Origin of the sequence: Acetobacter thailandicus (genome assembly GCF_011516655.1) — a bacterium.
In the GTDB taxonomy this organism is placed as follows: Bacteria; Pseudomonadota; Alphaproteobacteria; order Acetobacterales; family Acetobacteraceae; genus Acetobacter; species Acetobacter thailandicus.
The window spans coordinates 267,729-290,020 of record NZ_WOSV01000001.1; the positions used below are offsets into that span (position 1 = coordinate 267,729).

General features: G+C 51.4%; 21 protein-coding genes and 2 tRNA genes. 12 read left to right on the forward strand and 11 right to left on the reverse strand.

Features of this window, described 5'->3' with window-relative positions:
• The first annotated feature begins 17 nt into the window (after positions 1 to 17).
• From GOB58_RS01240 to arsC, 4 genes are all read left to right on the forward strand, one after another.
• On the forward strand, positions 18 to 1,616 hold the full coding sequence (locus GOB58_RS01240) for a cytochrome ubiquinol oxidase subunit I (RefSeq protein WP_086554297.1): 1,599 nt from the start codon (positions 18 to 20) through the stop codon (positions 1,614 to 1,616).
• 28 nt (positions 1,617 to 1,644) lie between these two features.
• Positions 1,645 to 2,784, forward strand: a complete 1,140-nt coding sequence (gene cydB, locus GOB58_RS01245; protein ID WP_173559113.1) for a cytochrome d ubiquinol oxidase subunit II — start codon at positions 1,645 to 1,647, stop codon at positions 2,782 to 2,784.
• 11 nt (positions 2,785 to 2,795) lie between these two features.
• Positions 2,796 to 2,987, forward strand: a complete 192-nt coding sequence (locus GOB58_RS01250; protein WP_086554299.1) for a hypothetical protein — start codon at positions 2,796 to 2,798, stop codon at positions 2,985 to 2,987.
• 162 nt (positions 2,988 to 3,149) lie between these two features.
• The gene (gene arsC, locus GOB58_RS01255) at positions 3,150 to 3,512 is read left to right on the forward strand and encodes an arsenate reductase (glutaredoxin) (protein ID WP_086554300.1); all 363 of its coding nucleotides are present in this window, start codon (positions 3,150 to 3,152) and stop codon (positions 3,510 to 3,512) included.
• Between the two features lie 72 nt (positions 3,513 to 3,584).
• Here the strand turns inward: arsC and GOB58_RS01260 are convergent, their stop codons facing one another.
• A complete protein-coding gene (locus tag GOB58_RS01260; protein ID WP_086554301.1) occupies positions 3,585 to 4,700 on the reverse strand; it encodes an S-(hydroxymethyl)glutathione dehydrogenase/class III alcohol dehydrogenase in 1,116 nt (371 codons plus the stop codon).
• Positions 4,701 to 4,918: 218 nt separating this feature from the next.
• Here GOB58_RS01260 and GOB58_RS01265 point away from each other — a divergent pair, with 218 nt between their 5' ends.
• On the forward strand, positions 4,919 to 5,521 hold the full coding sequence (locus GOB58_RS01265; protein WP_173559114.1) for a GcrA family cell cycle regulator: 603 nt from the start codon (positions 4,919 to 4,921) through the stop codon (positions 5,519 to 5,521).
• Positions 5,522 to 5,579: 58 nt separating this feature from the next.
• Here GOB58_RS01265 and GOB58_RS01270 read toward each other — a convergent pair whose 3' ends face one another.
• Positions 5,580 to 6,284: a bactofilin family protein gene (locus GOB58_RS01270; protein WP_173559115.1), complete on the reverse strand. Its 705-nt coding sequence runs from the start codon at positions 6,282 to 6,284 to the stop codon at positions 5,580 to 5,582.
• Between the two features lie 200 nt (positions 6,285 to 6,484).
• On the opposite strand from GOB58_RS01270, the gene GOB58_RS01275 reads away from it, so the two are divergent.
• Positions 6,485 to 7,483 (forward strand): adenosine kinase, encoded by a 999-nt coding sequence (locus tag GOB58_RS01275; protein ID WP_086554303.1) that lies wholly within the window; start codon positions 6,485 to 6,487, stop codon positions 7,481 to 7,483.
• Between the two features lie 32 nt (positions 7,484 to 7,515).
• Here the strand turns inward: GOB58_RS01275 and rnd are convergent, their stop codons facing one another.
• Positions 7,516 to 8,715, reverse strand: a complete 1,200-nt coding sequence (gene rnd, locus GOB58_RS01280; RefSeq protein WP_173559116.1) for a ribonuclease D — start codon at positions 8,713 to 8,715, stop codon at positions 7,516 to 7,518.
• Between the two features lie 125 nt (positions 8,716 to 8,840).
• Here rnd and queF point away from each other — a divergent pair, with 125 nt between their 5' ends.
• Positions 8,841 to 9,311, forward strand: coding sequence for a preQ(1) synthase (queF, locus tag GOB58_RS01285; RefSeq protein ID WP_086635202.1), 471 nt, complete (start codon positions 8,841 to 8,843; stop codon positions 9,309 to 9,311).
• 70 nt (positions 9,312 to 9,381) lie between these two features.
• On the opposite strand, the gene atpC is transcribed toward queF, so the two are convergent.
• The 6 genes from atpC to GOB58_RS01315 form a co-directional block, all read right to left on the reverse strand.
• Positions 9,382 to 9,795, reverse strand: coding sequence for an ATP synthase F1 subunit epsilon (gene atpC, locus GOB58_RS01290; protein ID WP_086554305.1), 414 nt, complete (start codon positions 9,793 to 9,795; stop codon positions 9,382 to 9,384).
• Positions 9,796 to 9,822: 27 nt separating this feature from the next.
• Positions 9,823 to 11,295 carry a F0F1 ATP synthase subunit beta gene (atpD, locus tag GOB58_RS01295; RefSeq protein WP_086554306.1) on the reverse strand — a complete coding sequence of 491 codons (1,473 nt, stop codon included), beginning with the start codon at positions 11,293 to 11,295 and terminating at the stop codon, positions 9,823 to 9,825.
• A gap of 32 nt (positions 11,296 to 11,327) precedes the next feature.
• Positions 11,328 to 12,215, reverse strand: a complete 888-nt coding sequence (locus GOB58_RS01300; RefSeq protein WP_086554307.1) for a F0F1 ATP synthase subunit gamma — start codon at positions 12,213 to 12,215, stop codon at positions 11,328 to 11,330.
• A gap of 13 nt (positions 12,216 to 12,228) precedes the next feature.
• Positions 12,229 to 13,764, reverse strand: a complete 1,536-nt coding sequence (gene atpA / locus GOB58_RS01305) for a F0F1 ATP synthase subunit alpha (RefSeq protein WP_086554308.1) — start codon at positions 13,762 to 13,764, stop codon at positions 12,229 to 12,231.
• Positions 13,764 to 14,384 carry a F0F1 ATP synthase subunit delta gene (locus tag GOB58_RS01310; RefSeq protein WP_086554309.1) on the reverse strand — a complete coding sequence of 207 codons (621 nt, stop codon included), beginning with the start codon at positions 14,382 to 14,384 and terminating at the stop codon, positions 13,764 to 13,766. Before GOB58_RS01310 ends, atpA begins: the two co-directional genes overlap by 1 nt.
• Before the next feature lie 300 nt (positions 14,385 to 14,684).
• Positions 14,685 to 14,758, reverse strand: a tRNA-Gly gene (locus GOB58_RS01315).
• Positions 14,759 to 14,982: 224 nt separating this feature from the next.
• Between GOB58_RS01315 and GOB58_RS01320 the strand changes: the two genes are divergently transcribed.
• The 3 genes from GOB58_RS01320 (at position 14,983) to nusG (ending at position 15,921) form a co-directional block, all read left to right on the forward strand.
• Positions 14,983 to 15,059, forward strand: a tRNA-Trp gene (locus GOB58_RS01320).
• Positions 15,060 to 15,186: 127 nt separating this feature from the next.
• Positions 15,187 to 15,381 carry a preprotein translocase subunit SecE gene (secE, locus tag GOB58_RS01325; protein WP_086554310.1) on the forward strand — a complete coding sequence of 65 codons (195 nt, stop codon included), beginning with the start codon at positions 15,187 to 15,189 and terminating at the stop codon, positions 15,379 to 15,381.
• Between the two features lie 9 nt (positions 15,382 to 15,390).
• Positions 15,391 to 15,921, forward strand: coding sequence for a transcription termination/antitermination protein NusG (gene nusG, locus GOB58_RS01330; protein WP_086554311.1), 531 nt, complete (start codon positions 15,391 to 15,393; stop codon positions 15,919 to 15,921).
• A 97-nt stretch (positions 15,922 to 16,018) separates the two neighbouring features.
• Here nusG and GOB58_RS01335 read toward each other — a convergent pair whose 3' ends face one another.
• Entirely contained in the window at positions 16,019 to 18,010 is a 1,992-nt protein-coding gene (locus GOB58_RS01335; RefSeq protein WP_242005179.1) for a S9 family peptidase, read from the reverse strand.
• A 175-nt stretch (positions 18,011 to 18,185) separates the two neighbouring features.
• On the opposite strand from GOB58_RS01335, the gene GOB58_RS01340 reads away from it, so the two are divergent.
• Both GOB58_RS01340 and GOB58_RS01345 read left to right on the forward strand, forming a co-directional pair.
• Positions 18,186 to 18,848 (forward strand): DedA family protein, encoded by a 663-nt coding sequence (locus GOB58_RS01340; protein WP_086554313.1) that lies wholly within the window; start codon positions 18,186 to 18,188, stop codon positions 18,846 to 18,848.
• Positions 18,845 to 19,795, forward strand: coding sequence for an SDR family oxidoreductase (locus GOB58_RS01345; protein WP_086554314.1), 951 nt, complete (start codon positions 18,845 to 18,847; stop codon positions 19,793 to 19,795). Before GOB58_RS01340 ends, GOB58_RS01345 begins: the two co-directional genes overlap by 4 nt.
• On the opposite strand, the gene GOB58_RS01350 is transcribed toward GOB58_RS01345, so the two are convergent.
• Positions 19,776 to 22,175 carry a helicase-related protein gene (locus GOB58_RS01350; protein ID WP_173559118.1) on the reverse strand — a complete coding sequence of 800 codons (2,400 nt, stop codon included), beginning with the start codon at positions 22,173 to 22,175 and terminating at the stop codon, positions 19,776 to 19,778. The genes GOB58_RS01345 and GOB58_RS01350 overlap by 20 nt on opposite strands.
• Between the last annotated feature and the right edge of the window lie 117 nt (positions 22,176 to 22,292).

Consider the following 22,292-nt stretch of genomic DNA (forward strand, 5'->3'; position numbering starts at 1 on the left):
TTTAAAGGATTTTTTAAATGGATATGATCGACCCAACCGTTGTAGAGCTTTCACGGTTTCAGTTTGCACTTACAGCTCTCTATCACTTTATGTTTGTTCCTCTGACACTGGGACTGACATTTATGCTTGCTGCCATGGAAACTGTTTATGTCGTAACCGGCCGCAAAATTTACAAAGACATGGCAATGTTCTGGGGAAAGCTCTTTGGTATCAATTTCGCACTTGGCGTTGCTACCGGCATCACCATGGAGTTCGAATTCGGCACCAACTGGTCCATGTATTCACGATATTTTGGCGACATGTTTGGTACACCACTTGCCATTGAAGGTCTGATGGCCTTTTTTATGGAGTCTACCTTTGTCGGCATGATGTTTTTTGGATGGGACCGCCTGAGTAAACCAGCTCACCTTGCCATAACATATCTGGTTGCTTTGGGATCAAACCTCTCAGCTTTGTGGATTCTGATTGCCAATGCGAGCATGAACGTCCCTGAAGGCACGCACTTTGATCCTGAAACAATGCGTTTGCAATTCGACAGTTTTGTAAAAGTTGTTTTCAACCCTGACGCGCAGGCTAAATTTGTTCATACGTCAGTTGCTGGTTACGTATGTGCCTCCTTATTCGTCATGGGTATCAGCTCTTTTTATCTTTTACGTAAACAACACAGACAATTCGCTGCCCGGTCTTTTCGTATGGCTGCCTTGTTTGGCATTATTTCAACTGTAGCTGTAATCACTCTGGGTGATGTTCTTGGCCGCATGGATTACGAAAAACAGCCGACAAAAATTGCCGCTATTGAAGGGTTGTGGGAAACCAGCCAGCCACCTTATGCCCCCTGGCTTCTTTTTGCTTTACCTGATAATGAAAAGCAGACGAACTACCTTGAAATCGGTGTCCCCTACGTTCTGACACCACTGATTACACATGAGTTTGATAAGCCGATTACCGGCATGCATGAGCTACAAAATGAAGCCGAGCCTCATATTCGCTCTGGCATCGAAGCGCTCTCGGCTTTAAAACGCTATGGTCAGACACATGACCAGACTGATCTGGATGCTTTCCGTCAGCACAAAGAAGATCTTGGGTTTGGTTTCCTGGCCACACAATTTGCACCAGGTCAGGATGTCACCAACATCTCTCCGGATGAAGTAAATAAAGTCGTAGAAGCTACAAAACCTGCTATCCTGCCTAATGTTTTTGTTGTTTTCTGGTCTTTCAGACTTATGGTTTTTCTGGGGCTTTCCTTTTTTCTTTTGTTTGCTGTGTCTGCCTATCTCAGCCTCAAAAAACAACTCGAACGCAACCGCTGGATTTTACACCTGTGCATGTGGTCTATCCCTCTGCCTGTTCTGGCTACCGAGTTTGGATGGATTACGGCTGAAGCCGGCCGTCAGCCCTGGACAGTTTTTAACAGACTGCCAACCTTTCTGTCATCATCCACGCATAGCGTAACATATATGGCCATTTCACTGGCTGGCTTTGCCCTCCTTTACAGTATCTTCATCGCGGCTGAACTTTATCTGATGTTTAAATTTGCCCGCCTTGGACCAGATGAGCACGATACACACGGCACATCTGCTCTGTCACATAACGCCGCCGCTCCCGCAGCACACTGAAAAACGTGAGAAGGGAAAGGACTTTATTATGGATATTTATACCATTCTCAAGCTGATCTGGGGAGGCATTCTGTGCCTTCTCATGATTGGTCTCGCCCTTATGGTTGGGATGGATATGGGCGTTGGCACGCTTCTGCGCTTTGTGGGCAAAGATGATGCTGAACGCCGCACGATGCTGAACATTATTGGCCCACACTGGGACGGTAATCAGGTCTGGTTTGTTTTAGGTGGCGGCGCAATTTTTGCGGCATTTCCCACTCTTTACGCCACTTCTTTTTCAGTTTTTTATCTTGTTATGATTATGCTGTTATTCAGCATGATTCTTCGTCCTGTCGCATTTGAATATCGCTCAAAAGCAGATAGCACCCGCTGGCGGGCCAGCTGGGACTGGACCTTCCTGATCTCTGGTTTCTTACCAATGTTTATTTATGGTGCTGCCTTTGGCAACATCCTTAGTGGTGTTGGTTACCATTTCAGCTGGACAGGCCAATATTACCAGGACAGCTCTTTTATTTCTTATCTGCTCAACCCTTTTGTCATTCTGTGTGGTCTGCTCTCTGTTTCTCTGAGTGTTTACCAGGGTGGCGTTATGCTTATGCTGCGCAGTAACGACCCTATTTATAGCCGGGCCAGAAATTTCTCACGGATCGCAGGTGTACTGGCAGCATTTTTATTTGCCGCCGGTGGTGTATTTATCTGCTTTATGCAGGGTTTTATGCTTACAGAACCTGTGAATACCGCCATGCCTGCAAACCCGCTGCATGGACAGCATGTTGCAAGAGCAGCAGGAGCATGGCTGCTTAACTACTCAGCACACCCTGTCCTGTGGCTTCTGCCTGTTGCAGGGCTGGCCAGCATGATATGCGGCTCGGCTTTGGTTACACTCAAAAAAACCGTTCTGGCATGGTGGTGCGGCATGAGTGCCTGGATTGGCGTTATCGGCACTGTGGCTGCGGCAATGTTTCCGTTCCTCATGCCTTCCACAACAAAGCCTGATCAGAGTCTGACATTATGGAACAGCACCGGCAGCCTTTACGGGCTTACATGCATGTTAATTGTCAGCACCATTTTCATACCACTGATCATTACTTACACCTCATGGTGTTATTATGTCATGCGTGGCAAGGTCAGCACAGCTGAGATCGCCAACGATCCACACAGCTATTGAGGAGACATACTATGCAATTTTTACGCCTGGCAGGTCTTGCAGCTGTTCTGGTTGTTGCTCTGCTTTTTGCTGTTTTTGTAGGTGATCAGGGCCCCTGGTATTTTGCCTGGGTCATTGGCACTGTAATGATTATTCTCATCTCTGGTGCCGGCGCTATCCTGTTCGATGCTCAGGAAACCGCCTCAGATGATCAGGAGGTTTAGTAATGCTGACAGATCCTGAAAATGTTATTTTCTTTATTCCTTTTCTTTATCTTTCTTTTTACGGAATCGCCTATTTTATTATGCGACGTTTTTTCCGTTAACAGTCATTCGACTCTCTGAGAGTGCGTGATATGCTGCAATGATAAAGAAGGAAAATACCTTATGACTGTTACTCTTTATCACAACCCAGCCTGCAGCACGTCACGCACCGTTCTCAACATGATACGTGAAGCAGGTACAGAGCCTGAAATTATACTTTACCTGAAAACCCCGCCTACACGCGAACAGCTGAATACCATGCTGGCGACAAGCAACCAGCCGGCCCGTACATTTGTTCGCCCGAAAGGGGAGTTATATACCTCTCTGAACCTGGCAGACAAAAGCCTCTCTGATGAAAGTCTGCTCGATGCAATTGCACAACACCCTGAGCTATTGAACCGTCCTGTTGTGACAACCCCCTTAGGCACCCGTGTATGCCGCCCTAAAGAGTTACTTTTCGAAGTGCTTTCAAACGCTGAAAAATAATTTTTTCAGATATAAAAAAAGGAAGCCCTCTTTCGCGGGCTTCCTTTTTTCTAAACTCATGCTCGCTGCGGCTTAGTACTCAACAACGGTACGAATTGTTTCGCCTCGTGTCATCATATCAAAACCCTCGTTAATCTGCTCAAGAGGGATTTTATGGGTGATAAGATCGTCAATATTGATCCGGTTTTCCATATACCAGTCAACAATTTTCGGCACATCAGTACGCCCGCGTGCACCACCAAAAGCTGAGCCAATCCAGCGACGGCCTGTTACCAGCTGGAACGGACGGGTGCTGATTTCCTGCCCTGCACCGGCAACACCAATAACTGTTGAAACACCCCAGCCACGGTGTGCACATTCCAGAGCCTGACGCATCAGAGTTGTATTACCCACACACTCAAATGTATAATCAGCGCCCCCGCCTGTAATCTCGATAATATGTCCGACAAGATCACCACCAGGGCCAAGATCTGCCGGGTTTACAAACTCGGTCATACCGAATTTACGGGCAATCTCTTCGCGGGCAGGGTTAAGATCGACACCGATAATACGGTCGGCACCAACCATTTTTGCACCCTGAATAACATTCAGCCCGATACCACCCAGGCCAAACACAACGACGGTAGAACCCGCTTCAACCTGCGCTGTGAACAAAACGGCACCGATACCGGTTGTTACACCACACCCGATGTAACAAACTTTATCGAATGGTGCATCCGGGCGAATTTTAGCCAGTGCAATTTCCGGCAGCACTGTATAATTAGCAAATGTGGAACAGCCCATATAATGATGAACCGGTTGCCCCTTAAACGAAAAGCGTGATGTACCATCAGGCATCAGGCCTTTGCCCTGGGTAGACCGAATTGAAGTGCACAGATTTGTTTTACGCGACAGGCACGACTTACATTCGCGACACTCGGGCGTATAAAGCGGAATAACATGGTCACCAGGTTTGAGATGCCTGACACCTGGCCCGGTCTCCACAACAACACCTGCCCCTTCATGCCCCAGGATCGCCGGGAAAAGCCCTTCAGGGTCAGCCCCTGACAAAGTATATTTATCAGTGTGGCACAAACCGGTAGCCTTAATTTCAACCAGCACTTCACCCTCTCTGGGTGCACCAAGCTGCACGGTTTCAATTCTGAGTGGCTCTCCTGCCTTAAAGGCAACAGCAGCTTTTACGTCCATTATTCTACCCTTACATTCTGACAGTGTAACAAACAAAATAAACACATATTATGGCAGGTATTTTCAGCTTTGCCAGAAAACCATATATCTGTATTCTGATAACTGTCTGATGATTTTACGGCTTTCAGCTTGAAGAAAAAACCATTCTGACACTACTATGCGCTAAAGAGAAATATGTTTCTCTGTCTGGTAACACGACAATTTTAAGGTGAGCATAAATGGAGTGGACCGAGGAAACAATCTCCCGGTTGAAAGAACTTTGGACAGAGGGGCTCTCAACAGCCGAGATTGGCCGTCGTCTTTCCATCACAAAAAATGCTGTAGTTGGTAAAGCACACAGGCTTGGTCTGCCTGCTCGTCCTTCTCCCATTCGTCGCAGCGAGAAAAAACCCGTCTCTGCTTCGGCAGACGATTCAACAGCGGACAAAACAAAAACTGCTAAAGCAGCTGAACCTGCGGCTACTCAGCCCCGGCCTGAGCCAAAAGCAGCCCCCAGGCCAGCAGCGGCTGAACCAAAAGCCCCTAAAGAAATAAAACCTGCTTCCGTTGCAGCGCCTGTACAGGTCGCCGCACCTAAAGCTGTAAAGCCTGAGCCTGTACAACGTGCGCCAGTACGCCCGGCAGCAAAACCTGCGCTCAGCCGTATACCAGACCCGGATACGAAAAAACGCCGTGGTCCGTCATGCTGCTGGCCTATAGGTGACCCCGGCACCCCGGGTTTTCATTTTTGTGGTGCGACACCTTTACCTGGCAAGCCCTACTGCGGTGAGCATGCTCAGATCGCTTATGTCAAACTCCGCGACAGGCGCGATAGTCACTAATCGCCCTTCGGACATCACCTCTTTCCTTTAAAAGGAAAGAGGTGATGCAGTCGGAATATCAGCCTGCTGAGCTATTTTTATCAGCAGAGAATGAACTTTTGCTGCTGTCATCAGACAGCATTTCCAGCTGACCTGTAATCTGACCACCGTCTTCAACTTTCAGACGACGGCAGGCTGCTTTACCCAGTAAACGGCCGGTTGCACGCAGGCTCAGACTGCCACGTGCTGTTAATGTGCCATCAACTGTACCTGCGACTTCAGCACTTTCAACTTCTACGCTGCCGCGAAAAAGGCCACCAGGCATAACGATCAGCTCTTTCGCTGCGATCATGCTGGATTCAACTGTGCCTTCAACAACGAGGCGTTCAGCTTCCTGCACCGTGCCCTGAACGCTGATGCCACGACCGACAACCAGCGTACGCTGTTCAACAGGTTCTTTTTTAGGCTGCTGCATCTGGCCCTGTGGCTGAGGCATACGCGATGCACCCGGAATAGGAGGAACGGCAGCGCCAGGAGAGAGCGGAGAGCCAGGAGGAAGAGGAGCACGACCCATAGGGGGTTCCTTTACTTGTTTTGAAGTAGAATCTGACGTTCCATTGCCGCCAGGGGCGTACGGCTTTGACCCGCCAGAAGGAGAAAAAATAGTATCAAAAGACCCTTTAGGCCCGCCAGGTGCAGACTGATCAGTCTGCTTATCTGTACCAGCTGTCCCTGGCCTGGTTTCTTCTGGTTTGCGTCTTCTAAACAAAAACACCCCCGCCATACTGACTGCCCGTTATCAGACAGTTTATTTCAATAAAGCCCACCGTTCCCCTGCCTGCAGAGTAAAGATGAACCTTGCTCATTTGTTATACAGCCACATACTCAGGCGGCAAGAACAGCTTACGTCTTTCTGTTGCCCTTTTTGTGGCGGCAGGTATATCGATACAAACTTTCAGCTCTTTTTCGGGATATTAGCGTATAATGAACTCAGAACAGATTAAATACGATATCCTCGGGATCGGTAATGCGATCACGGATATTTTAGGTACTGTCTCACCTGCTTTCCTCGAACAGCAGAATCTCATCCCGGGCAGCATGACGCTGATTGATGCAGAACGAGCCGATAACCTCACTGCCAGCTTTAATGCAGAACGCACTATGGGCGGTGGCTCAGTTGCTAACAGCTGCGTTGTTGCGGCTCAGCTGGGCGCAAAAGTTGCTTATCTTGGCAAAGTAGCCGGCGATACAGCCGGTGTGCAGTTTGCTAAAGATCTGAGTGAAAATAATGTCGCTTTCCCTTCAGCTCCGCTTGATGGACGCACCAGCGAAAACCTGCCTACAGCACGATGCATTGTCATGGTTACACCCGACGGGCAGCGCACCATGGCAACTTACCTGGGGGCATGCACGCAATTTACAGCAGATGATGTATTGCCTGATGTCATCGCTGCTTCACGTATCGTTTATCTTGAAGGGTACCTGTTTGACCCCCCGCACGCGCAGGAAGCTTTTCGCCGGGCTGCTACCCTGGCCCATGAAAACAATCGTCAGGTTGCGCTTTCCCTGTCTGACCCGTTTTGCGTGAGCCGTCACAGAAAAGCTTTTCTCGAACTGGTACGTAACCATGTCGATATTCTTTTTGCCAACGAAGACGAAATCTGCTCACTTTACGAGACTGAGAACTTCGACGTTGCTGCACAGCATGTACTGAAGGATACAAAATTTGCCGCTCTGACACGCTCTGCTGAAGGCAGCGTGGTTATTCACGATGGCACTATCACCAAAGTGTCACCCGTCCCGACACAGGTGGTTGATACAACCGGTGCCGGTGATGCCTATGCGGCAGGTTTCCTGGCAGGTCTGACATCAGGCCGCACATTACCAGAGTGCGGACGCCTGGCCTCTGTCGCTGCTTCTGAAATCATTTCACATGTCGGGGCAAGGCCACTGGCCAATACCTGGCTTGATACAAGCATCTGAAGCAATCAGCCCTTTGTGATCCTTCCTTCTGTTCAGGATGAAGGATCACAGGGAATCTGAACAACTTTCCCTCCTTTAATTGCCAGGGCAACTTCACCCTGACAAAGAGAAAGAGCCGCCTCGCCAAAAATTTTACGGCGCCACCCCGCCAGTAACGGATTAGGCTGCAACGGGTCCAGTGCCAGTGCCTCCAGCTCATCAGCAGAAGCCACAAGGCGTGGTGCAACATCATGCTGCTCACATGCCGCAGCCAGAAGGACCTTCAGAAGAGCCATAAGTGCACCGGAAGGACGATTAGAATCTTTACCACGCCCTTTAGGCAAAGATGGCAGGTCAGCATCAGGCAGTTTTTGTGCCTGTTTAACAGCCTCAATTAGTGCAAGCCCGGTACGCCCTTCTGCCAGCCCGCGCGAAACACCTCTGACCCGCGTAAGTGCATCAGTTGCAAGAGGCTGCGTCGCTGCAATTTCGAGCAGGCTTTCATCTTTAAGAAGGCGCTGACGTGGCACATTAACACGTTGTGCCTCACGCTCGCGCAATGCAGCCACCGCACGTAACACGCCAAGCATACGACGGTTGCCGGTGCGGGCCCGCAAACGTTCCCACTGCTTTTCCGGGTCAGGACGAAACGTCTCAGGCAGAGCCAGCTCAGCCATTTCATCAGCAACCCAGTCAAGCCGGTCTTCATGCGTCAGTTTACTGATCAGTTTTTCATATACCAGTCGTAGCCAGGTCACATCGCCTGCGGCATAACTGAGCTGAGCATCAGAGAGAGGGCGCACTGACCAGTCTGTAAAACGGTGGCTTTTATCAATACCATACCCGGTTAGTGACCCCACAAGGCTGTCATACCCCACCTGGTCACCATACCCCGCGACCATGGCCGCCACCTGCGTATCAAATACCGGTACAGGCAGAGCATCAAACAAATGGAGAAAAATTTCCAGATCCTGACGGGCAGCGTGAAACACTTTAATCACTGATGTATCAGCAAACAGCTCTGCCAGAGGCGCAAGGTCTATGCCTTCAGCCAGAGCATCAATCAAAATAACTTCAGCGGCACCACCAATCTGAACAAGACATAGCTCAGGCCAGTAGGTGTTCTCACGCATAAATTCGGTATCAACCGTGAGAAAAGGCTCCTGACGCAGGCGGGCAACGGCTTCAGCCAGTTCGTCCGTCTCAGAAATCAGGCGAGGGGCAGGAAAATCAGAAACTGAAAACTTGTGCATAGCCTCTTTTCGCATAATTCATATAAAAAAAGAAGTTATGTAAGCCTCTCATTTTTCCCCGATCACGTGAAAGAGAGAGGCAATATGCGTCTTTCTGACTGAAGTAACAAAAAAGGAAATCAGTTATGTCAAACTCTGATGAAAATCACTCAGCACTGACACAGCTAGGCCGGCAGATACAGGCAGCGGCAAGCCCTGAGGAAGCTGTGCTTGAACGTGTTGCTGCACCCCACCCTGACAAGAACTATCTTGTGCGCTTTACGGCCCCTGAGTTCACTTCGCTTTGCCCCGTAACAGGGCAGCCTGACTTTGCACATATCGTTATCGACTATGTGCCGGACCAGTGGATTGTCGAAAGCAAATCACTCAAGCTCTTTCTGACCAGCTTTCGTAATCATGGTGCATTTCACGAAGCCTGCTCTGTTCAGATCGCAACAACTCTCGTTGACCTGCTTTCTCCTGTATGGCTGCGTATTGGTGCCTACTGGTACCCACGCGGCGGTATGCCTATTGATGTTTTCTGGCAAACAGGCACCCCACCTGAAGACGTGTGGATTCCCTCACAAAATGTCCCGACCTATCGCGGCCGCGGCTAAATATTTTCAGGAAGTTATAAAAAAAGCCACCTTACGGTGGCTTTTTTTAACAATACCAGAACGACAGAGCTCAGTGAGCAGCAGAAGCTGCATCAATTTCAGCACGGGCTGAAAGAATCTGCGCCTGAAGGGCGTCGATACTCTGTGGGTCATCGTGCTTATCAGAACGGCCCCACAATGTTGTCAGCTCTTCAAGACGGGCTGTTGCCTCATCCACTGAAATCTCTGAAACCGGGACTGCCCTGTCAGCCAGAACAGTGCAACGGTCAGCCGTAATGTCAGCAAAACCGCCTTCGACAAAAAAACGATCTGTCACAACACCGTTCTCATAAAGAGAAACTACACCGCCGCGCAGCAAAAGCATGACAGGAGCATGCTCTGGCATTGCTGCGATATCACCCTCTGCACCGGGGATGACAGCCATCTCAACTTCACGCGACACCAGAACTTTTTCAGGACTGATGATATCCAGCTGGACCGGCATGAGTGCGCTCCTTTCGAAGAACCGGTATTAAACCGATTCTTTCAGTTTTTCAGCCTTAGCAACGGCTTCCTCAATGGTACCAACCATGTAGAAAGCTGCTTCAGGAAGATGATCATACTCACCAGCACAAATCGCTTTGAACGAACGAACTGTGTCAGCAACGGCAACCAGTTTACCAGGAGCACCTGTAAAGACTTCAGCCACATGGAAAGGCTGTGACAGGAAGCGCTGAATACGACGGGCGCGTGCAACCAGACGTTTATCGTCTTCTGACAGCTCATCCATACCCAGAATAGCAATGATATCCTGCAGAGATTTATAAGTCTGCAGAATACGCTGCACTTCACGGGCAACAGCGTAATGCTCTTCACCTACGATTGAAGGATCGAGAGAACGCGATGTCGAATCGAGCGGGTCAACAGCAGGGTAGATGCCCATTTCAGCAATCGAACGGTTCAGAACGGTTGTTGCATCAAGGTGAGCAAAGGTTGCTGCAGGAGCCGGATCGGTAAGATCGTCAGCAGGAACATAAACAGCCTGAACGGATGTAATCGACCCTTTTTTGGTCGATGTAATACGTTCCTGCAGGGCACCCATCTCTGTTGCCAGAGTTGGCTGGTAACCCACAGCTGACGGAATACGACCCAGAAGCGCAGACACCTCTGAACCAGCCTGTGTGAAACGGAAGATGTTATCAACGAAGAACAGAACGTCCTGATTTTCTTCATCACGGAAATATTCCGCAAGAGTCAGGCCGGTCAGTGCAACGCGGGCACGGGCACCTGGTGGTTCGTTCATCTGACCGAACACAAGAGCCACTTTAGAGCCGTCTGTGTTGTTTTCTTCATCCAGTTTGATAACGCCGGCATCCTGCATTTCATAATACAGGTCGTTACCTTCACGGGTACGTTCACCAACACCGGCAAATACAGACACACCACCATGTGCCTTAGCAATGTTGTTGATCAGCTCCTGAATAATAACGGTTTTACCAACGCCGGCACCACCGAACAGACCGACCTTACCACCTTTGAGGTACGGGCAGAGAAGGTCAACAACCTTAATGCCGGTCATCAGAATTTCAGAAGCAGCAGCCTGCTCTTCAAAAGAAGGTGCGTCACGATGAATAGGGGCGCGACGTGTTGCTTTAACCGGGCCTTTTTCGTCAATTGGCTCACCGGTAACGTTCAGAATACGACCAAGTGTTTCAGGACCAACAGGCACAGAAATCTGCGCACCTGTGTTGATCACCTCTGCGCCACGTACCAGGCCATCTGTGGTGTCCATCGCGATGCAGCGTACTTCGTGCTCACCAATTTCCTGAGCAACTTCGAGCACAAGGGTCTGATCGCCAAGTTTAACATGAAGGGCATCGAGGATCTTTGGCAGATCACCTTCAAACTGCACGTCAACAACAGGACCTCTGATCTCGGTAACGCGGCCGGAAGCACTGTGTTCCTTGGCGGCAGAGGCCTGGGTCTGAGTTTTAGTATCCGACATAGGTCAGCTCCTGCGGGGCAAAATAAGCGGGCTCAGACAGCCTGTGCGCCCGAAATGATTTCAATCAGTTCGTTAGTAATATTGGCCTGGCGGGTCCGGTTATAAACCTGGCTCAGACTATCGATAGAGCGACCAGCGTTACGCGTCGCATTATCCATCGCAGTCATACGGGCACCGTTCTCACCTGCGGCTGTCTCCAGCAGCGCAGCATACAGCTGCACCTGAAGGTTTTTAGGGAGAAGCCGGAACAGAAGAGTTTCTTCATCCGGCTCAAAGTCATACAACGCCTTGTTCTCATCAGCGACAGCCGATGTCTCTGCAGCATCTTCCACAACCAGCGGCACCAGCTGCTGTTTTTGTGGAACCTGTGACATAGCATTGATGAACTTGTTGAACACGAGTTCACAGACATCAATTTCGCCGGCTTCAAGCAGAGCATTGATTTTTACGCCCAGGCCTTCAGCGACAGAAAACGGAACATCTCCGGGAATACCCATGATCTTATCAACGATAAGATCAGAATACTCACGAGAGAAATAACTGATCGCACGACGGCCAACAGGCAGAAGTTTAACCGTTTTACCTTCAGACTGAAGACGGCGGATCAACCGCTCTGTCAGGCGATGTACGCTGGCGTTAAAACCACCACACAGGCCACGATCACTGGTCAACGGAACGAGAAGGTGAATTTTATCCTTCCCTGTTCCTGTCAGCAGTAATGGACCACCTTCTTCCCCGACGGTCGCTCCCGCCAGTTCAGCCATCATTCGACGCATAGCAGAAGCATAAGGTCTGGCAGATTCAGCACGGGCCTGAGCACGGCGCAGCTTTGCAGCTGCCACCATTTTCATAGCGCTCGTGATCTTCTTCGTAGACTTGATACTTCCGATTCTGGCGCGAAGTTCCTTAAGGGAAGCCATAACTCCTCCTGCCTCAGGCGTTGAAGTTACGGTTAAAGGCAGTGAGATATTCTGTCAGACCAGCTTCAGTTTCTTTTGAAACCTGGCGATCGTTGCGAATAGCATTCAGAATATCTTTTCCGCTGCTCTGCAGTTCAACAAGAAGTCTCTGCTCCCACTCCACAACTTTTTTGGTGTCAATTGCATCAATAAAGCCACGTGTGCCGGCAAACAGAACAACAACCTGCTCTTCAACTGTCAGCGGTGAAGACTGAGGCTGTTTAAGCAGCTCAACCAGACGCGCACCACGTGACAGCTGTTTTTGTGTGATCGGATCAAGGTCAGATGCAAACTGCGAGAAGGCAGCCATTTCGCGATACTGAGCCAGCTCCAGTTTAATCTTACCGGCAACCTGTTTCATTGCCTTGATCTGTGCAGCAGAACCAACACGAGACACAGAACCACCAACGTTCACAGCCGGACGGATACCACGGTAGAAAAGGTCGGTTTCAAGGAAGATCTGACCATCGGTAATAGAAATTACGTTGGTCGGAATATAAGCAGCAACGTCACCAGCCTGAGTTTCAATAACCGGCAGAGCTGTCAGTGAACCACCGCCATGGCTGTCAGCCATTTTTGCAGCGCGCTCAAGCAGACGTGAGTGCAGATAGAACACGTCACCCGGATAAGCTTCACGACCTGGCGGACGACGCAGAAGCAGAGACATCTGACGATAAGCAACGGCCTGCTTAGACAGGTCATCGTAGCAGATCAGTGCGTGCATGCCGTTATCACGGAAATACTCACCCATTGCGCAGGCTGCGTAAGGTGCGAGATACTGCAGCGGAGCCGGATCAGAAGCCGTTGCGGCCACAACGATAGAATACTCCATCGCGCCTTTCTCTTCGAGAAGGCGAACCAGCTGCGCAACGGTAGAGCGTTTCTGACCTACAGCAACATAAATGCAGTAGAGAGATTTTTTGTCATCACCGAGATCATTAACGCTTTTCTGAGCGAGAATGGTATCAGTAAGAATTGTGGTTTTACCGGTCTGACGATCACCAATAACAAGCTCACGCTGACCACGGCCAATCGGCACCAGAGCGTCAATAGCTTTAATACCGGTCTGCATTGGCTCGCTGACAGACTGACGTGGCATAATACCAGGAGCTTTAACCTCTGCACGACGCATTTCTACGTCAGCCAGCGGGCCTTTACCGTCAATCGGGTTACCAAGACCATCAACAACGCGACCAAGGAGCGAACGACCTGTTGGTACTTCGACAACGCTACCTGTGCGGGTAACCGTATCACCTTCGCGAATGTCAACGCAGTCACCGAAGATAACGACACCAACACTGTCGCTCTCAAGGTTAAGGGCCATACCTTTCTGGCCAACGGACGGAAACTCAACAAGCTCACCGGCCATGACATTCTGCAGGCCGTAAACACGGGCAATACCATCACCTACGGATAGTACTGTACCGGCTTCTACAACCTCAGATTCTTTGTCAAATGACGCGATCTGCTGCTTGAGGATATCCGAAATCTCTGCGGGACGGATTTCCATCACGCGGCTCCCTTCATGGCGTAATGCAAATGGAACAGGCGGGTCTGAATACTGGCATCGTAAAGCCTTGCACCCACACGCACGACGAGACCGCCGAGCAGAGAGGGGTCAACACTTTCACGCACCACCACCTGGGCGTAACCGGCTTGCGCCAGACTGAGTTTAAGCTGATCACGCTGCGCGTCGGTCAGAGCCTGAGCTGAAACAACTTCAGCCACACTCTCACCGCGACGTGCGGCTGCCAGCTCACTAAATACCTCAAGAATGCGGCGCAGTATCGGAAGACGACGATTCGTCGTAACCACGCCTGCAAAATTCCTGATTGTCTCGCCAAACCCCTGGCTGGCAAGAACAGCGAAAATAGCTTTTTTCTGAACGGCTGTATCCAGCCTTGTGTCAGACAAAACCGTGCGCAGCGGCGCGCTCTCATCAATAAGGCGCGCAAGAGCGTCAGCCTCATCGAGCACTGTATCAAGCTGCTTCTGCTCTTCTGCAAGCTTATAAAGCGCTGTTGCGTAGCGGCCTTCCGGGCCGGTTGCAACATAAGCAGGAGAGTGTTCTGTCGTTACGCCTGAGGTCACCACGTCCTGGGGGTTCTTTCCATCTCTGCGCGCCGGCATTTCACGTTATGACTCCACTTTCGGGCCTGATGATTCAGACCATCAAGCATCTATCGGCGCGGCCTCTAGCATGAGACACCAACTCGTGCAACCAGCGTAACCCTCAGATCTTACACTTTTTACAGGCTTCACGCTCGAAATCACGTATCCGCTTCCCCTGAAAAGCTCTGTTTCTCTGGCTCAGCGGGCAGAACAAACTTAAAAGCCACACACAACAGCAGAAAACCCGACAATAAAGCCGCGGCGTTAAAAAACCCCATTTTTTAACAGATATGGGATTCGGCTAAATTTTGAGGATTCTGGAGCGGACGGAGGGAATCGAACCCTCCTCGGTAGCTTGGAAGGCTACAGCATTACCACTATGCTACGCCCGCGCTCCTGGAGCACTCCATACTCCCAAAATACACCTCTTAGCAACCCCCTGATCATTCTTTTTGCCGTTATAGCATGTATTAACAGCTGGCGTGATTTTTCCTCTTGACTTTATGTCGAGAAAATATTTTCTTCCGGCGTCCGCCAGACGTTAACGGCTCTGGTCATATAACCCGCTAGCGGTTATAGTGCTTAGGGTCGGACACGTTTGTTGCGGCCATTTTGCAGGGGTGTAGCTCAATTGGCTAGAGTGCCGGTCTCCAAAACCGGAGGTTGTGGGTTCGAGACCCTCCACCCCTGCCATTTCGTCCTGAACGAAAGCTGATCTGTCAGAGACAGCCTTTGGTCAGTGCAAAAGGTTCAGTTTTTAGGTTATCTGCTTTGTTCCCGTTTGTGAAACGGGCCGGATAACGTGAAGAGAGGAAGTAACGTGTCGGTCAGTCCCGGTAAGTTTCTGCGTGAAGTACGTGCCGAGGCCAAACGGATTACCTGGCCCACACGACGTGCTACTCTGGTTACAACAGGTGCGGTTCTGGCTATGGCCAGCCTGGCATCATTATTCTTTTTCGCCGTGGATCAGCTGATTGGTCTTGGTATGCGTCAATTATTCGGGCTGGGAGGCTGAGGAAGCGACATGGCCAAACGCTGGTATGTGGTCCACGTCTATTCGGGCTTCGAAAGAAAAATAGCTGAGCACATTCGTGAGCAGGCTGAGCAAAAAGGCCTGTCTGACCATATTGATGAAATTCTGGTCCCTTCAGAGGAAGTGATCGAAGTGCGTCGTGGTCAGAAAGTAAGCGCAGAACGTAAGTTCTTCCCTGGCTATGTGCTCGTTAAAATGGAAATGACCGACGAATCCTGGCATCTTGTTAAGGATACACCAAAGGTCACAGGCTTTCTGGGCAACAGAAACCGTCCTTCCCCTATCTCTGCCGCTGAAGCAGAACGGATTATCAACCAGACCAAAGAAGGCCTTGAGCACCCTCGCTCTGCTGTCACTTTTGAGGTTGGTGAGCAGATCCGCGTTGCTGATGGTCCCTTTACATCTTTCAATGGTGTTATTGAAGAAGTCGACGAAGAGAAAGCACGCCTCAAGGTCAGTGTTTCTATCTTTGGCCGCCTTACACCGGTTGATCTGGAATATAATCAGGTCGAAAAACTCTGAACCTGATCTGATCATTCTATCAGTTTCTCAAACCAGGAAGACATTTTGTCCTCCTGGTTTTTTTATGCTCACCTGATAGCTGACAAGGCCTGCCCTCTCAGGAATGAGAGGGAGGGGTGAAGCCAAAAATACGCCCGTAAAAAGCAACTTCTTCAGCCAGAGCGATCCGCAGCGTGCTCTCCTGACGAAAACCATGCCCCTCACCCGGAAACTCGTGAAGAAAACAGGGTGTACCAGCTTCTTTCAGTGCTGCTTCCATTGCATAAGCCTGTGCGGGCGGCACTACTTTATCCTCTGCTCCCTGCAACAACAGCACGGGACTACGAATTTTTGCTGCTACAGTCAGCGGTGAACGCTCGATATAAGCCGATTCGGCTTCAGGCCAGGGACCGATCAGACCATCAAGATAGCGTGCCTCAAATTTATGCGTTTCTGCCGCCAGAGCCCGTAAATCTGTCACTCCGTAAAGGCTGACTCCTCCGGCAAACAATGATGACGTCGCCAGCGCCACCAGCACAGTCATACCCCCGGCGCTTGAACCACGAATACTGATACGATCCGGGTCAATTTTGCCTGTCGTACACATAAACTGACATGCGGCAATGCAGTCTGCCACATCAACTACGCCCCATGCGCCCTTAAGGCGTTCACGCCAGGAGCGGCCAAACCCGGTTGATCCCCCATAATTCACGTCTAGCACGGCAAACCCGCGTGAGGTCCACCACTGAATTTTAAAAGAAAATCCCTCCTGCGCCCTGGCGGTTGGTCCGCCATGCACAAGCACAATCATAGGTGGGCGCTCCCCCTCAGGCACTGAGGCCTGACTGCTGGCAGGAGGATAGAAAAATGCATGCCCCACAGGCTCTCCACCGGCTTCGAGCGGAAAACGAACTGTTTGCGCGACTGAAATATCTTCGGGTGCCAGAGTAAGTGACGCCGCACACCGCAGCCTGTGCTGTACTCCCTTAGCAATAGTGCCCACAACTACAGCCGGCAATGCGTCAGAAGCCACCTCAAGCCAGGCATATCGTCCGTCACTCAGCATTAACGGGCACTGCTCGGGTGACGCACTGACAGTCCTGCTCTGACCATCAGGAGCTATGAAAACACAGCGCGAACTCCCGTTCTGCACTACCAGAGCGAGAACCCCTCCATCAGGCAGAAGCTGGTAGCTACGCTGGCCAAATACCCAGGCAGGCTGACCAATCTCCCCCTCAGGCACCGGGCATCTGGTCAGTAATGTTTGTGCGACTCGGGTTTCTGCCTCCCATAAAGTCCAGGCACCCTCTCTGTCAGAAAGAACGTATAAGCGGCCATCTTTTGTCCAGCATGGTTCAAGAAGCGACTCGGGGGCACCATTTCCTGCCAGGATTTTTTCGTCACCTAACCCTGTCACGTATCCATTTTCATCACGCAGCAGGCGTGCATGACAAAGTTGCGTGGTATCCCAGGGCATATCGGGGTGGTGCCACTCAATCCAGACGAGAAAACGTCCATCAGGTGAAAGAGAAGGCGATGAAAGAAAATCAGGCCCTTCCCGCAGCACAACCTCAACCGGAGGAGCGCTGTCAGGAGTAAAGTTATCAGGGACAGAGAAAGCAACCAGGGCTGCCTTTGGCTCACCCTCAGCGCGATGATCTTCTCTGACAGCAAACAACACTGTACCATCAGACGAGAAGCGCAGGTCAGCATAACGCAGCCCGTCACAACGACGCAGGCATATCGCTTCACCAACACACCCAGCGGGCTGTAACCAGAGAAAGTCTGTGCGCTTTTCAGAGAAAGCAATAACATTCTTACACACGGCATAGGGTGCGCCACCATATTCATGAACACGCGTGCCAACATCATAAGAAGCACCCAGTGCATCTGAAATACCCTGCTCATCCTGCCAGCAGCACAGAACTGTTCGTCCTTTTTCTGAAGGACGACGCTCAAGCCAGTAAACTGAAGTGCCATCGACACTAACCTCTGACAGTGCCAGAGCCTTGCCAGCAACCAGATCTACCGTAACCGGAGAGGGCCATGTGCCACACGGCAAAGGTTTCTGATGTGCCTTTTTAAGCAAGGCTTTCGGTAAATCAGACATTCCGTCTCCTCTCATGATACAAAAATCTGCTTAATTTATCACAGCCGGGTACCGTATTTCATAAGGAAACGTACTCTTTCTTACGCTCAGGCTTGACACTCAGCCAGCAAAACAGTTCCTGCTACCTCACCTTATATTAACAAATAATAACGGACCTCAGACCCTGTTACACTCTCTGCACTCTTTTTTCTCTGCTGAACATCTGAGCAGCCTTTTGTTACAGTATGGCTATGGTGCAATTGGCGTCGTTGTCATGCTTGAAAGCATGGGGTTACCTTTACCGGCAGAAACTCTGCTGATTGGTTCAGCTCTGTTTTGTGCAACCACACATAAACTCAGCATAGCCGGTGTCATGATTGCAGGAGTCACCGGCGCCATTATGGGTGACAATTTTGGTTATCTGATTGGCCGCCGGCTTGGGCTGAAACTTTTACAAAAACACGGCCCGAAAATCGGTCTGACCTCAGAGCGGCTTTTGCTGGGGCGTTACGTATTTTTTCAGTATGGCGGCCCGGTCGTATTTCTTGGGCGTTTTGTTGCTGTGCTGCGCATGTTTGTAGCTTTGCTGGCTGGTGCCAATCACATGCCATGGCATACCTTTCTTTGGTATAATGCGCTGGGTGGCGTATGCTGGGCAGGGGGATACACCCTTTGCACTTATCTTCTGGGTAACGAAATTTTCAAACTTTCCGGCCCTCTCGCTATTGTTGCGGGCTGTTGTGCCGTCATCGTAATCGGCACATCGTTTCTGTTTCTCAAGAAGAATGAAAAACGTCTGACGGAGGAAGCCTTGAAAGCAGCTGAACAAAACGAACATCTGCGGATTCCATCCGCATGAGTGTCTGGCATAAATGGTCTGTCACCTCCAGACAGCCTTCTCTGAGCGGGCGCGTTGCGCTGGTCACAGGGGGCAACAGTGGTCTCGGGTTTGAAACAGCCTGTGGCCTGGCAAAAAGAGGAGCAAAACTCCTGCTGCCGGTACGCAACCCAGCAAAAGGGGAAGAGGCTCTTAAAGCTCTGTCTCAGCGTTGTCCTGGCGTTCAGGCACAGCTATTACAGCTTGACCTTGCGTCTCTCGCTTCTGTCAAAGCCTGTGCTGATTCTGTGTTTAACCACACTGAGCAGCTCGATTTTTTAATTAATAATGCCGGTGTCATGGCTCCCCCGCGCAGGCAGGAAACACTGGACGGATTTGAGCTGCAGTTCGGAACTAACCATCTGGGGCATTTTGCTCTGACAAGCCACCTGCGCCCGCTGCTTCAGGCTGCCAGAGGAGGCGGTACCGTTGTAACTGTCGCCAGCCTGGCCGCTCACAAAACACATATTCATTTTGATGACCTGCAGTTTCGTCATCACTACAGCCCGTTCACAGCCTATCAGCAAAGTAAGCTGGCAAACCTGCTGTTTGCCCGCGAACTTGCCCGCAAAGCCGGAGAGGCAGGCTGGGCACTGCATTCCCGCGCAGCACATCCGGGCTGGTCTTCAACTTCAATCATTGCCAATGGTCCGGCAGCTTCTACGCCCCCGGCTCTGAGTATACTGCAACGCACTGCCGGTGGTGCTGTGCTTCGCCTTATGGGGCAGTCAGCCGCACGCGGTGCCGAGGCCTCGCTTTATGCCGCCCTCTCTCCCGATGCCTGCGATGGTGATTATTATGGCCCGCAGGGCTCTCAGGAAAGACGCGGCCAGCCTGGGCCAGCCCGCGTGCCGGCCGAAGCACGCAAAACCAGCACAGCTGAACGGCTGTGGGATGTTTCCGAGCGCCTTACCGGCGTGGCATGGTAATTTTTTTACGGCCGCCATCTTTTGGCGGCCCGCGACGCTCACGGCTACTGGCTGTGCGGGTATGACTGTGCTGGCGCAGCACAGTTTCAATCCAGTCATTCAGTTTCCGTGTCGTTTCCTCGGCCTCTTCCCGTTCAGGATAAAAATCAGGGAAGCGCAACGCCAGCCACCGCCAGGCCACAAGCCTTTTATGGCGTTTTTCTGCACGCTCAAGCTCTTCACGCCCGGCGCGCTCACCCGGAACCAGATGCCCCGTGCCAGGAGGATGCACACGCCGCCCGGCAGCATGGTCAGCAGCCCAGCCAATAAGGCGCTTAATACCATTATCACGGTCATCAACCGGGCACATGGCATAAGACCAGCGCGTTACCAGGTCGAGGCCTTCCACCCCCTCAAGGGCTGAAGCAATCGCAAAAGCCTGCTCCATATCTGCCAGACGATAATTCGGGTCATCTTTACGCAATACAGCCCGATGAATACGAGCCAGCACACCGTAAAGGCTGTCTGAACCAATTTCAGCCGCCACAGCCTTAATAATATCTGCATCAGGCTGCACATAAGGGCGTAAATCATCAGGAAGCTCTGCGCCGGCTTCAAGCTGACGACGCAAAAAAGCCGGGCTGCCAGCACCGGCCAGCACGGCCACCTCACCCACTTCATGTTTGCCATAACGCCCGGCACGGCCACCAATCTGCTTGACTTCCTGCACACGCAGGTCACGGGTCTGGCTACCATCAAATTTCTTCAGAGCCGCAAAAATAACGCGTTTGATAGAAAGATTAAGCCCCATGCCAATAGCATCAGTGGCAACCAGAATATCTGCACCGCCCGAATTAAAACGCTGTGCCTCAGCACGACGCACTTCAGGGCTGAGTGCACCATAAACTACAGCAACCCGACGACCATGCTGCATAAGCGCAGCCCGCAGATCAAGCACCTCACGACGTGAGAAAGCAATAAGGGCATCACCAGCCACAAGATCAGCCAGCCTGACCGGGTGGCCGGAGGGGTGCAGCGGGCTTTTACGCTCAAGCGTAATTTCATCCAGCGGATCACCACACAGCTCGGCAATACGACGCACCATAGGAATACAGTCCGGCGCACCAAGCACATATAAATGGCGGGCAGGTGCACCCATAATCGCAGCGGTCCATGCCGCACCACGGTCTGTGTCAAATAACATCTGTGCTTCATCAATCACAGCCACATCGACCGGATTATGAAAAGGGCACATCTCAACCGTTGCAGCCAGGTGACGACTCCCCGACACAACAATACGCTCCTCCCCCGTTGCCAGAGAAGCCTCTACACCGCGCGATGCCAGAGCCTCGCGGAACTCATGTGCCAGCAGGCGCAGCGGCGCCAGAGCCAGGCCGCTTTCAGCCTGAGCCAGCGCGTTCAGTGCAGTGTATGACTTACCGCTGTTCGTAGGGCCGGTCACCAGCGTAATACGCCGGTTAAGCGAGCGGGCTGTACGAAAATGCGCGGCATAGCGGTCCAGAGCCGCCACGCGGGCAATCACCGAGTTGGCAACCTTACGGCCCATATCAGGCTGCACTCTGGGGCTGCCTGCAACAGGAGAACCCTGGTCACGCCACTCACTCAGCTTATCACGCAGGGTAATCAGCTCAGCAGGATCAAACTCCCACCGCTCACGCCCGCCCGATTCGCTGACCTTACGCGCAACCGGCAGACGATTCTCGGCAATCCAGCGCAAAGCCTCTTTGTGCGAACACCGCAGCAGACGTGGCACGTCTTTAAAAGAGACAAGACTTGCCTCCCACTCAGCAAGACGCTGCTCTTCGCTCTGACGTCTTTCCTGAGCAGTGCGCTCAATGGCATGAGCTGCCTTCTGCCTCTGAGTTTCTTCACGGCGTACCGTTTCAAGAAATGGATCGCCGTCAGGCAGACCAAACGCAACAGCAACAGCCAGCAGCAGCAGGTCAACCTGACCAGGTGATAATACCCGCCCGGTATCAAGCAGGTCAGCCTGAATCGCATCAAATGCCTTACGCGGTGTGCTGGCGTAGGCACGCAGGCGCGCCTCAGCCACCGGAGCTAATGCCCGCTCAAGGGCTGCATCGTCGGCATCAGGGTCTGTCAGTGTACTGACAGCTTCTTCTATCTCATCACGGGTGACCCAGATACGGCCACTGCGACGTGTCAGATCGATCAGACGGGAGATACGCTTTTTACGTCTGACAACACACAGAATCGAGCGAAAAGCTTCATCAGAAATATCACGGGCACCGGGCTCAAGAGCCCTGGCAACGCGACGCAGAATTTCAGGTTCTTCACGGGCCTCAACAGACAGCCCTGTGCGGGACATAACCTGGACAAAAGCCTCTCGGGCGGGGGACGCATACTGTTCTGATGTCATAGATCACTCATGCGTCATCCTGACGTGAGGAACAATGCCCCTGAGCTCATGCAGGCTCTTTTTTCGAAAAAACTTCATATAAAAATGCATCTCTGAGGCCACATAACGCACACGCAA